11 protein-coding genes and 1 tRNA gene are annotated in these 11,983 nt (G+C 44.1%); 8 read left to right on the top strand and 4 right to left on the bottom strand.

Annotation, left to right across the window (positions count from 1 at the left end; genetic code table 11):
* Positions 1 to 161 precede the first annotated feature (161 nt).
* A tRNA-Leu gene (locus NI467_RS01275) sits at positions 162 to 248 on the top strand.
* 199 nt (positions 249 to 447) lie between these two features.
* Here the strand turns inward: NI467_RS01275 and NI467_RS01280 are convergent.
* Positions 448 to 1,074: an SOS response-associated peptidase gene (locus NI467_RS01280; RefSeq protein ID WP_253150487.1), complete on the bottom strand. Its 627-nt coding sequence runs from the start codon at positions 1,072 to 1,074 to the stop codon at positions 448 to 450.
* 231 nt (positions 1,075 to 1,305) lie between these two features.
* Positions 1,306 to 2,949 (bottom strand): acyl-CoA synthetase, encoded by a 1,644-nt coding sequence (locus NI467_RS01285; protein WP_253150489.1) that lies wholly within the window; start codon positions 2,947 to 2,949, stop codon positions 1,306 to 1,308.
* 224 nt (positions 2,950 to 3,173) lie between these two features.
* On the opposite strand from NI467_RS01285, the gene NI467_RS01290 reads away from it, so the two are divergent.
* The 4 genes from NI467_RS01290 (at position 3,174) to infC (ending at position 8,348) form a co-directional block, all read left to right on the top strand.
* Positions 3,174 to 4,457, top strand: coding sequence for a D-arabinono-1,4-lactone oxidase (locus NI467_RS01290; RefSeq protein WP_253150490.1), 1,284 nt, complete (start codon positions 3,174 to 3,176; stop codon positions 4,455 to 4,457).
* Positions 4,458 to 4,467: 10 nt separating this feature from the next.
* Complete coding sequence (locus tag NI467_RS01295; RefSeq protein ID WP_253150492.1) at positions 4,468 to 5,640, top strand: alanine racemase; 1,173 nt, start codon at positions 4,468 to 4,470, stop codon at positions 5,638 to 5,640.
* 228 nt (positions 5,641 to 5,868) lie between these two features.
* Positions 5,869 to 7,791 (top strand): threonine--tRNA ligase, encoded by a 1,923-nt coding sequence (gene thrS, locus NI467_RS01300; protein ID WP_151203665.1) that lies wholly within the window; start codon positions 5,869 to 5,871, stop codon positions 7,789 to 7,791.
* Between the two features lie 59 nt (positions 7,792 to 7,850).
* Positions 7,851 to 8,348 carry a translation initiation factor IF-3 gene (infC, locus tag NI467_RS01305; RefSeq protein WP_218955312.1) on the top strand — a complete coding sequence of 166 codons (498 nt, stop codon included), beginning with the start codon at positions 7,851 to 7,853 and terminating at the stop codon, positions 8,346 to 8,348.
* 421 nt (positions 8,349 to 8,769) lie between these two features.
* Here infC and NI467_RS01310 read toward each other — a convergent pair whose 3' ends face one another.
* Positions 8,770 to 9,243, bottom strand: a complete 474-nt coding sequence (locus NI467_RS01310) for an Hsp20 family protein (protein ID WP_151203661.1) — start codon at positions 9,241 to 9,243, stop codon at positions 8,770 to 8,772.
* Between the two features lie 281 nt (positions 9,244 to 9,524).
* Here NI467_RS01310 and NI467_RS01315 point away from each other — a divergent pair, with 281 nt between their 5' ends.
* The 3 genes from NI467_RS01315 to NI467_RS01325 all read left to right on the top strand — a co-directional run bounded on the left by NI467_RS01315 (position 9,525) and on the right by NI467_RS01325 (position 10,950).
* Entirely contained in the window at positions 9,525 to 10,142 is a 618-nt protein-coding gene (locus NI467_RS01315) for a glutathione S-transferase N-terminal domain-containing protein (protein WP_253150494.1), read from the top strand.
* A gap of 87 nt (positions 10,143 to 10,229) precedes the next feature.
* On the top strand, positions 10,230 to 10,520 hold the full coding sequence (locus NI467_RS01320) for a hypothetical protein (protein WP_151203657.1): 291 nt from the start codon (positions 10,230 to 10,232) through the stop codon (positions 10,518 to 10,520).
* 7 nt (positions 10,521 to 10,527) lie between these two features.
* Positions 10,528 to 10,950, top strand: a complete 423-nt coding sequence (locus tag NI467_RS01325) for a YqaA family protein (protein WP_151203655.1) — start codon at positions 10,528 to 10,530, stop codon at positions 10,948 to 10,950.
* A 23-nt stretch (positions 10,951 to 10,973) separates the two neighbouring features.
* On the opposite strand, the gene NI467_RS01330 is transcribed toward NI467_RS01325, so the two are convergent.
* A complete protein-coding gene (locus tag NI467_RS01330) occupies positions 10,974 to 11,711 on the bottom strand; it encodes a TonB family protein (RefSeq protein ID WP_151203653.1) in 738 nt (245 codons plus the stop codon).
* Between the last annotated feature and the right edge of the window lie 272 nt (positions 11,712 to 11,983).

Below are 11,983 nucleotides of genomic sequence, written 5' to 3' on the forward strand. Positions count from 1 at the left end.
ACGATAAAAAAAACTACGGCTAGTATAAACTTTTTTCTTTTTTGTGGCGGGAATTGCCCGATTATAAAACAAAAAAATGCCAATTGTTTTAAAATTAAGCAAATGTGTTTTTTTCTGCGTTGACAAGTTTTCGAATCGGAGTAATATAGCCGACATCCACTCCCGAGGTGGTGAAATTGGTAGACGCGGCGGACTCAAAATCCGCTGTCAGAGATGACGTGTCGGTTCGAGTCCGACCCTCGGGACCAAAATTCAAAAAACCCAAGCATATTCAGTCTTGGGTTTTTTATTGCCTGAAAATTGTGTTTTTAAGTACAAGCTTTTGATTGTATAGGAAATTTTTCCTACATCTTGACCGCTTTAAGCGAGTAAACAACCTTCTTTAAGAAAAGGCACCAAGCAGAATCATCCTGCCTGTAGCGAATAAATCTTCTAGCCGTTCAGTGCTTAAGTCTTGCGCGGCATAAAAGAAGCAGTAAACTCCGCAGGATTCATATGGATAAAAAATTGCGCTGCATCTTCAAAATTACCATATAACCAGTCTTCGCGTAGTTGCTCCGGAATCACAATAATCGAGCGCTTTTCAGCTCCGGGTTTGTGGAAGTTTTTCATAAGTGGATGCTGATCAGCATTGATAGTCAGCATAGACATGGAGCGAACCTGCTCCCCCTCTAAAGTGGTATTTTCATAGAGGGCAGCGATGGTAAAGGGGAGGCCATCTTTGCGATAGATGCCCCAGCGCTGGGCCTTGCCATCTACATATTTGGGTTCATAAATAATCTGCACCGGAATCAGGGCAAACTGGTTGTGATACCATGCGTTTTTGAAACTCGGTTTTTCATCGATAGTTTCAGTTCGGGCGTTGTAGGTCATTCTGCCAATTTTGAACGTTCTGGCCCATTTCGGAATCATGCCAAATTTGACCGAACGCCATTCAAGCCCTTGGGGGCCAGCAAGGACAAGCGGACAGTCATTCAGCGGATAAATATCTGGCTTAAAGTCAAACTCAGGCGGATCGGGCAGCTTCAGGAGTTGAGCCTGCTCTCTGCTAATGGGACGAAAATTGGCGCACATTGTTTATCTCCTGAATGCGACAAAACACAATCCAAGGGGGCTGAACAGACCCGACTTTATCGGGCTGCTGTGTTGAATAAGCCGACGATTACCGGATCAATACTTCAGAGCTGAGCTAGGTAATCTGATGACTTTATTTTAAGCATAAAAAAGCCCCACGCCTGAAATTCTCCTTTTTATATTGCAACAGAAAAATTCAGGCTTGAGGCAGTTTTGGACTATCGCAATGAATTAAGAGAATTCACCTTGTGAACGTTCTTTGGCCCATTCACGCAGGACAAACTTCTGTAATTTACCAGTGGAGGTTTTTGGAATCTCGGTAATGACCACATCTTTTGGCACTTTAAAACGTGCCAAATGCTCACGACAGAAATTGATAATTTCTTCTTCTGTAACCTGACTGCCCTGTTTTAGTTCAATAAAGGCACATGGGACTTCCTGCCAGCGAGGGTCAGGTTTGGCAACGACTGCTGCGGTTAGTACCGCCGGATGTTGATATAAAACTTCCTCCACTTCTAGGGAAGATATATTCTCACCACCGGAAATAATCACGTCTTTTGAACGGTCCGTGATTTTGGCATAGCCGTCCGGCTGGCACACAGCCAAGTCACCGGTATGGAACCAGCCACCCGCAAAAGCTTCTGCGGTTGCTTCCGGATTTTTTAAATAGCCTTTCATCACAATATTGCCCCGGAACATAATTTCACCCATGGTCTGGCCATCATTCGGCACGGGTTGCATGGTTTCCGGGTCCAGCACTTTCATGCCGTCTTGTAGCGGATAAGGCACCCCTTGACGGGAGTGCAGTTGTGCCTGTTCCTGAAGGGACAGTTCTGACCAGCCCGCTTGCGAAGCACATAACGCTGATGGACCGTAGGTTTCAGTCAGGCCATACACATGCGTCACATTAATCCCAATATTACGCATACCTTCAATAATTGCCGCAGGTGGTGCAGCACCTGCCACCATTACTTCAACACGATGCTCAATGTTTACCTTTTTATCTTCAGGCGTATTGATCAGCATAGACAGGACAATTGGCGCAGCACAGAAGTAGTCCACGTTGTGTTGCTCGATCAGTTTAAAGATCAGTTCCGGATCGACTTTACGCAGACAGATATTGGTTCCGCCGTTTGCTGCCATGGTCCACGCAAAGCACCAGCCATTACAGTGAAATAAAGGCAAAGTCCATAAGTAGGTGGCGCGTGGCGTCATGCCACAGGCAATGATATTGCTGGCCGCATTGATATACGCACCACGATGGTGATAGACCACACCTTTAGGATTGCCGGTAGTGCCGGATGTATAATTCAGACTGATGGCATCCCATTCATCCTGCGGTAAATGCCACTCAAAACTGGCATCTCCTTCAGCCAGCCAGTCTTCGTACTCAATCTGTCCAATCGGCGTAGTAAAGCACTCTTCATAATTTTCATCTTCTACATCAATAACGAAAATTTCTTGAGGCACCATGTCCAGGGCTTCTTTGGCCACAGCAGAAAACTCTGGGTCGACCAGCAGCACCTTGGTTTCTGCATGTTCCAGCATAAAGGCCAGAGTTTTGGCATCGAGGCGTGTATTGAGCGTATTCAGTACTGCACCCGCCATCGGCACAGCAAAGTGTGCTTCAATCATGGCTGGAATGTTCGGTAACAGGACCGAAACGGTATCATTTTTGCCAATGCCGAGCTTTTGTAATTGATGGGCAAACTGGCGGCAGCGCTGATAAGTTTCACGCCAGCTAATTTCACGCTTGCCATGAATGATGGCATTCTGAGTCGGATAAATATAGGCGGCACGCTCCAGATAACGCAAAGGAGACAACGCAACAAAATTGGCCGGTGTGCGTGGTAATTCGTCATAAGCGCTGACCATTGTTCTACTCCATGAATTTTATTATTACATCCTTTAACAATAGTCATTTTTCAGTATCTCTGACAGTTATGCTTTAGTCGAGTTTTTGTTCGTTGTTTTTAAAATATTGAATTTAATAATAATTATTTTTTAGTTTAATTTTTTTGAACTATCGGGTTCCTATGTTTGCTTTTTGGGGTATTTTGTTCTAATTGAAAATAAATCCTCATGGTCAAGGAAGAATAATGAAAATAAGACAGGCGGAGGGAAGGTGGCAAAACTGGTCAGGCAGCCAGCAGGCACGACCGGAAATTATTCAGGTTCAGCATCTCCAGCATTTACAGGATATTGTGAAATCTTCGGCGCAGATTCGTACTGTCGGTGCGGGACATTCCTTTAGTGCGCTCGCCACCACAGATAATATTTTAGTGAATCTGGATCATTTAAGAGGCGTTGTGGCCTGGGATAAAGCAAACACCCGGGCCACCGTGCAGGCCGGCACACGACTCTATGAATTGGGCAAGGATTTAACGCCCTTCAATCAGGCCTTGATCAATCAGGGCGATATAGACCAGCAAAGTCTGGCAGGTGCGATCTCTACCGCGACCCATGGCACAGGAGTCGATTTACCTTGCCTTGCCGCTTTTGTTCAGGGTTTTGAACTACTGACCGCGGACGGTGAGTTGCTACAATGTAATCAACAGCAAAATAGCGATATTTTTCAGGTAGGACGGGTAGCACTCGGCAGTTTGGGTGTACTAACCAAAATTACCCTGCAAAACCGCCCCTGTTATAAGTTAAAAGAACAGATCCGGCTATGTAGATTAAAAGAAGTCTTTACCCAGCTTGAACACTGGAAAAATCAGCATCGGCATATTGAATTCTGGGCTTTTATCCATTCCGACGTGGTGGTGCTGAAAACATTGGATGAAACCGATGACGCTATTCAACCCAGAGAGAACGGCTGGCCTTCTGAAGATGATTTACTGACTGTATGTTCGGAGTTGACCCGAATTATTCCTGCCTCTAATTCTTATCTACAAAAATTACTCGGTGTTTTTGTCAAACCCAGTTGTTATGTGGACTGGTCCAGCCGGATTTTCCCCACAGCGCGCAATACCAAATTTAATGAGATGGAGTACCAACTGCCGGCTGATTTAGGCCTGCAATGTCTGGAAGAAGTTTTACAGACCTTAAAACAGCAGCGCGCCCCGATATTTTTTCCGATCGAGTTCCGTTATGTCAAAGGCGATGACATCTGGTTAAGTCCGTTTTATCAGCGTGACTCAGTTTCTATCTCGATTCACCAGTTTTATAAACAGGATTATCAGGCTGTTTTTGCTCTGGTTGAGCCGATTTTACAGAAATATCAGGGACGTCCTCATTGGGGCAAATTGCACTCCATGACTGCGACTGGCCTGCGTGAACTTTATCCGAAGTGGGATGAGTTTATGACCTTGCGCCAGCAACTTGACCCGCAGCAAAAGTGGCTAAACCCTTATTTAAAACAATTGTTTTTGACGGAGTAGGAGAGGCAGGATGCAAGCTGTTTATTTTCAGCAGTTGACTCAGGACCTGAAGCAACAGGGCACGGGTACACCACAACTGATTCTGGATTTGGCCCGTTATCACGCCAATCTGGAGATGGTGCAGTCCAAATTGGCTACTGCTCAACTCAAGCCACGTCTGGTGGTGAAATCTTTGGCCTGTATGCAGTTACTGCAAGTGGCCAGTGAAAAGCTAAAGACTGAGCGTTTTATGGTTTTTCATCTACCGCATCTGTCAGACCTACTGAGCAGATTCAAGCAGGCCGACATTTTGCTGGGTAAACCGATGCCTGTTCAGGCAGTCCAGCAGTTTTATCAAAACCGTTCAGATCTAAATGTGTCGTATCCACCGACACATATTCAATGGCTGGTGGATGATCTGGAGCGGCTGCAACAATATCTGCAACTGGCACAGCAGTTCAAGTTGTGTCTTAACATCAACCTTGAAATTGATGTCGGCCTGCATCGGGGTGGTGTCAGTCATCCGGAGCAGTTTAGCGCCTTACTTGAGCTGATTCGGCAACATCCCAACTTTCTCCAGCTTTCCGGTCTGATGGGCTATGATGCCCATGTTGCAAAGCTGCCAAAAGTGCTGAAAAGCCCGGAAAAAAGTTATCAACAATCACAGCAGACTTATCAACGCTATAAAACTATTCTTCAACAGCAGTTTCCTGAGCTGTGGCAGGCAGATCTGTGCTTTAACGGTGGCGGCAGTCCGACTTTTATGCAGCATTGCCAGCAGAGCGTCTGTAATGATCTGGCCTTTGGTTCGGTGCTGCTCAAGCCGCGTGATTTCGAGCTGGACCTTCTGTCTGCTTTTCACTGTGCCTTATGGATTGCAGCGCCCATTTTAAAGATATTGCCTTATAGTCAGATTCCAGGTTTGGAAGTGCTGAATCGTCTGCCACATAGATATAAAGCCGCCTTTATTTATGGCGGCTACTGGCAGGCAGATTATATTTATCCGGAAAAAAGCCAGCCACATGCCCTGTATGGACGTAGCAGCAATCAGGAAATGGTCCAGATTCCCAAACACTGTGCAGTAAGCACCGATGATTATGTGTTTTTAAGGCCCCTGCAAAGTGAAGCGGTGATTCCGCAGTTTGCCCGACTGTATGCCTATCATGAAGGACGATTGACTGCATGGGAAACTTGTCGGGAATAAGAAAATCCTGAAGCAAAAAAATCAGCCGGAGTCTTTACTATGCTGGAGCGATTTTCGCCCTAAATCTTATTTTTATTGGGGAAAAGGTTTAATCATGTGGCCAAGCCGTGTAAAATTCCAAATGATTTTTTATTTATCCACCGTTTTTATCTTTTGAGGCTTTGCCTCGATCATAATCTCGCGGTGACATGCTCCATGGTACGGGGCATCACTCCTTAAGGATTTTCTATGCCAATTATCACTTTGCCCAATGGCGATCAAAAACAGTTTGATCAAGCCGTATCCGTGATGGACGTTGCTCAAAGCATCGGTCCTGGGCTTGCGAAAAACACGGTTGCAGGTCGTGTGAATGACCGTCTGGTCGATGCGTGTGATCTGATCACTGAAGATGCCACCCTGCAAATCATTACACCTAAAGATGAAGAAGGTGTCGAGATTATCCGCCACTCTTGTGCGCACTTGGTGGGACATGCAGTGAAGCAATTGTTCCCGGAAGCGAAGATGGTAATTGGGCCGGTCATTGAAGAAGGCTTCTACTATGACATCTGGATGCCACGTCCGTTTACACTGGATGATATGGCCGCGATTGAAGAGCGTATGAAAAAGCTCATCGATCAGGACTATGATGTCGTGAAAAAAATGACACCGCGTGATGAAGTGATTGCAGAATTCACTGCACGTGGCGAAGAGTATAAGCTGCGCCTGATTGCAGACATGCCAGAAGAAACCCAGATGGGCTTGTATTATCATCAAGATTATCTGGACATGTGTCGCGGTCCGCACGTTCCCAATACCAAATTCTTAAAATCTTTCAAGCTGACCAAAATTTCAGGCGCTTACTGGCGCGGTGATGCCAAAAACGAACAGTTGCAACGGATTTATGGTACCGCATGGGCTGACAAGAAACAGCTGGCTGCCTATATCAAGCGTATTGAAGAAGCTGAAAAGCGTGATCATCGTAAAATCGGTAAGGCACTGAACCTGTTCCATATGCAGGAAGAAGCACCGGGCATGGTATTCTGGCATCCAAATGGCTGGACCATTTACCAAGTGCTTGAACAGTATATGCGTAAAGTGCAGCAAGACAACGGTTATGAAGAAATCCGTACTCCGCAAGTGGTCGACTTTACGTTGTGGGAAAAATCGGGGCATGCGGCCAACTATGCGGAAAACATGTTTACCACGCATTCTGAAAACCGTAACTATGCTGTAAAGCCGATGAACTGTCCTTGTCACGTACAGGTATTCAACCAGGGGCTGAAATCTTACCGTGATCTTCCAATCCGTCTGGCAGAGTTTGGTTCATGTCATCGTAACGAGCCATCAGGTTCTTTACACGGCATTATGCGTGTTCGTGGTTTTACTCAGGATGATGCACACATTTTCTGTACCAAAGAGCAAATCGGCACAGAAGTTGCAGACTTTATTAAATTGACACTGGATGTATACAAAGACTTTGGTTTTGAAGACGTACAGATGAAGCTGTCCACGCGTCCTGAAAAACGTGTGGGTGAGGATGCACTTTGGGATCTGGCCGAAAAATCTCTGGCAGATGCGTTAGATGCTGCTGGACTGGAATGGGAGCTTCAGCCAGGTGAAGGGGCATTCTATGGTCCGAAGATCGAATTCTCCTTGAAAGACTGCTTAGGTCGTGTATGGCAATGTGGTACGATCCAGTGTGACTTTAACTTGCCAGAGCGCCTTGACGCCTCTTATGTCACTGAAGATAATGACCGAGATCAGCCAGTAATGTTACATCGTGCAATACTTGGCAGTTTTGAGCGTTTTATTGGTATACTCATTGAACACTATGCAGGTTTGATGCCACCTTGGTTGTCACCTGTGCAAGCATGTGTAATGAATATTACCGATTCTCAAGCTGAAGCTTGTGAGTCAGTCGTCGCGAAACTTAAAGAAAACGGAATTCGAGCAATTTCTGACTTGAGAAATGAGAAAATCGGCTTTAAGATTCGTGAACGTACTTTAGAGCGTATTCCATACTTACTGGTACTTGGGGACCGTGAAGTTGAGGAAGGTACAGTAAATGTTCGTACCCGCTCAGGGAAAAATTTGGGTACTATGTCAATCGATACTTTCGTTGACCTAGTAAAAGCAGCCGTAGCCGAACGCGGCCGGTACATTGTGGAGTAACAGCGATTAAACAGCCTGACCGTAATCAACAGGGTGGTAACAAATCAAACCGTCCTGCCTTGAATGATGAAATTCGTGCAAAAGAAGTCCGTCTTGTAGACGAAAATGGTGAGCAAAAAGGGATTGTAAGCTTAGCTGAAGCCCTGCGCGCAGCAGAAAGCGTTGAGCTTGATCTTGTGGAGATCGTAGCGAATGCCGAGCCACCTGTTTGTAAAATCATGGACTTCAACAAGCATTTGTTTGATTTAAAGCAAAAGCAGAAAGAAGCGAAGAAAAAACAGCATCAAGTCCAGGTGAAAGAAATCAAACTGCGCCCGGGTACTGATGTTGGTGATTACAACGTAAAATTACGCGCAATCATCAAGTTCCTTGAAGATGGCAACAAAGTGAAAATTACCTTGCGTTTCCGTGGTCGTGAAATGGCTCACCAGCAGTTAGGTCTGGCTCAATTGCAAAAAATTGAAACAGATGTAGCTGAATACGGTACAGTCGAACAAGCACCAAAAATGGAAGGCCGTCAAATGGGTATGCTGCTTGGTCCTAAAAAGAAAAAGTAAGCACTCATTGAGTCTAAAAAGCCCTGCAATTGCAGGGCTTTTTTATGTTGGTTTTATGAGTCTTGATGGGGGTTTTAAGTTCCACTGGTCTTGAAACATTTGAACAATCGAATGCCGGTACTGTTTAGAAAAGTTGAGTAAATACATGAGGCTGAATTTATGTCTCTCAAACGCAATGAATAGCTGTCAGATTTCCGCATAAGTCCTATTGTTGCTCCGCCCGATCTAGAAAATAACTAAAGTGGCCAAGACAGGAAAGAGAATAAAAAAATAAGCTCATATATTTCAAAATATCAACCGGATATTGTTTTATGAAAGATTGAGGTTTCATCTATTTTTTATTATGCATATTTTGAATCCACTAGACTGTTATGTATAAAAAAGAAAGACTCCAGTTGGAGTCTTTCTTTGCATAAAAACATTATTCCGCATTCACTGTTTTTTCGGTCCCATCTTCTGAATTTTCTAGCAGTAACTTTTTGCCGATCGGGATTTGTCGTGGCAACTTTTCTTCTGGAATGATACGTTGCAGATCAATCACCAACAGACCATTTTCATAATCGGCTTGTTGTACTTCAATATGCTCATCTAAACGCAATGACAGCCTAAAGGCGCGACGGGCAATACCTTTATGCAGGTATTCAGTACTTTCTGTTTGTACTGCTTCGGGCTTGCCGGAGATGGTTAATAAACGATTTTCAATTGAAATATCCAGTTCGTTCTGATTGAAGCCAGCAGTCGCCACTACAATGCGGTAATGATTTTCACCATGTTTTTCAATGTTGTAAGGTGGATAGTTGGGTGCGTCGCTTTGCATCGCGTAGTCAATAAAATCGTTTAAACGATCAAAGCCAATGCTACGACGGAACAATGGATGAAGATTTAAGTTACTCATAATTAGAACCTCCTGAGGTCAGCAAAGTTTTAATAACAAGAATTCAAATCTGTCATGATTATCATCGACAGAGCGAAAGAAAACTTTTATCCTTACGCATATTCAATATGTGATTTAGCGGGAAAATTTCAAGATTTTTTCACTTATTTTTTTATAAATTTATAATAAAACACTGAAGTTAAAGTGAAAATAATTTATAGCGTGATGGCTTGCTATTTTTTCATGGCTCTATTGCGTTGTTCAAACAAGTCGCTCTTCAGGTAGACGGAGTATAAAATCGAATGATCGATCTATATTATTGGCCAACCCCGAATGGTCATAAAATTACTATTGCCCTGGAAGAGATGGGCCTGAAATATCAGCTTATTCCGGTTAATATTTTAGAAAATGACCAGTTTCAATCCGATTTTCTGGCGATTTCTCCTAATAATAAAATCCCCGCGATTGTGGATCAGGATGGTCCCCGTCATCAGGCAGTTTCAATTTTTGAATCGGGGGCAATTTTACAGTATTTAGGACGTAAAACCGGGCTATTTTATCCACACGATGAGCTAAAACGGGTACAGGTCGAGCAATGGCTGATGTGGCAAATGGGTGGGCTGGGGCCAATGCTGGGCCAGAATCATCATTTTAGCCGTTTTGCACCTGAGCGAATTGCCTATGCAACTGAGCGTTATGTGAATGAATCCAAACGTTTATATGGGGTATTGAATACACAGTTGCTGGGACAGGACTATGTTGCAGGTGAATATTCGATTGCCGATATAGCGATTTTTCCGTGGTTATTGCGGCATGAATGGCAGCAGATTGATCTGGCCGATTATCCTGAAGTCGAAAAATATATTGCACGTATCAAAGCCCGTCCTGCGGTAGCAAAGGCCTTGGCAATCCAGGTTTAGGCGATGCCATGCATGAAGCAGGTTTATGCTAAACTAGAGTTCTTAAACATAAAACCACCTTTCCGGTGGTTTTTATTGGATAGATGTATGCAAGATTTTTTTCTGAATTTAACCAAGATTATTGAAAGTAATACGCGAATTTATTGGAGTATTATTTTTGGGGTGGCGGCTTGTCTGTTGCTATATATTGCTGAAATTTTCCATGTTGATCATATTATTACGCTCTTAAATACCAAAGATCAGCAGATTTTGGCTGCAACGATTGATCCGATCACGGACAGATATGGCTGGGCGCGTATGGCGATCATTGTGGCCGCTGTATTGTGGGCAAACTGGGAGTTTTTAAAGGCGAAAAAGAAACTGGGCTTAAAACCTTAAGTTTGGCATGTCGCTCCTTTTACTCTTTCTTTCCGCATTCGGGGCGGCAACTCTATTACCGTTGCAATCTGAAGCGGTCTTATTGAGCTTGCTCTGGCAGGAACATCATCATGCAGCCTTATTGATACTGGTGGCGAGCCTTGGAAATATTCTGGGTTCTTGTGTGAACTGGTATTTAGGTATGCGGGTAGAACAGTATAAACATAAAAAGTGGTTTCCTGTTTCAGAGCAGCAGATGCTGAAAGCGCAACGCACTTACCAGAAATATGGTTATTGGTCGCTACTTTTTAGCTGGGTGCCCATTATTGGTGATCCGATTACCCTGATCGCAGGTTTGCTTAAGGAAAATTTTGGCCGTTTTTTATGGATGGTCAGCCTGGCCAAGACCGGACGTTATCTATTTCTCTATTGGGCTTTTAGTATGTGGTAAAAAAAGAGGCGTTCGCCTCTTTTTTAATGACATTCATCGAGTTTAAATTCAATTTCATCTTTAAGGCTGGACGGTTTATACAGCCATAAGGTGCTGGCAAGGCGTTTACTACGGATTTCAGTGCCTTTTAGGGCAGCGATCACTTGCTGGTCGACTTCATAACGTCCCGAACCTTGTCTGATCTTAATGCTTTTGACCTGACCGTCGCGATTGAGCTTCATTTTAAATTTAACTTTGCGGTCATGCCCATGCAGCTGCTCGGGATGAAGATCAAGCTGAGGCTGCCTCAGATATTGAAAAGGGGTTTTCTGCCCTTGCTGTTGTGCCTGCCAATGACTAGAGTTAAAGCTATATTCACAGTCAGTCTGAGTCTCATCTTTTAGTTTGAGGCTAAATACCTGATAGCCAATCAGCGGCAGGGTGGTTTTATTTTCAATATGTGGGTTGGCTTTGGCTACTTTTACAGCCTGAAGCAGGCGTTGATCAAGCTGGGTAAAACCGGTGCTTTCCTGGATCGAGGCCTGTTCTATTTGTCCCTGCTCATTGACATAGATGCGGACGATGGCAGAGCGATCCTGGCCTTTGAGTTCATCATTATTATAAATAGGTTGAGGAAACTTGCTCCATTCAATACGTGTGGTCAGGTGAGCAGGCTGTACATCAATGGATTGTGTGGGTAATTGATTGACGTTTTTTATTGTTGCGCTATAAGCCGTGGCAAAAGGGGCAGTGAATAGCATTACACACAGGATAGGTTTCATAAGTTTGAGTCTTAAATCAGGCAAAGTACAAGGCGATGAGTCTTGCAGCGCAGTATTTCCTGAAATGGCAACACGAGCAAGCATTAAACATAAAAATCTTATTTTTCTTTAGCTTTGATGAGGTCGACTGCAAACGGCTCTTGGAGTTGGGTTCAGTTGAATACAATGATTAGGGCGTGTTCTCATTTGAAGAATTGGTTTTAAATACTTAAAATCCTCCTTTGAGTTATTTTTATTTCTACATTTTCAATGGCACGCACTCTTCTTACCGA

Source organism: Acinetobacter sp. S4397-1, assembly GCF_024129285.1.
GTDB lineage: Bacteria > Pseudomonadota > Gammaproteobacteria > Pseudomonadales > Moraxellaceae > Acinetobacter > Acinetobacter lwoffii_C.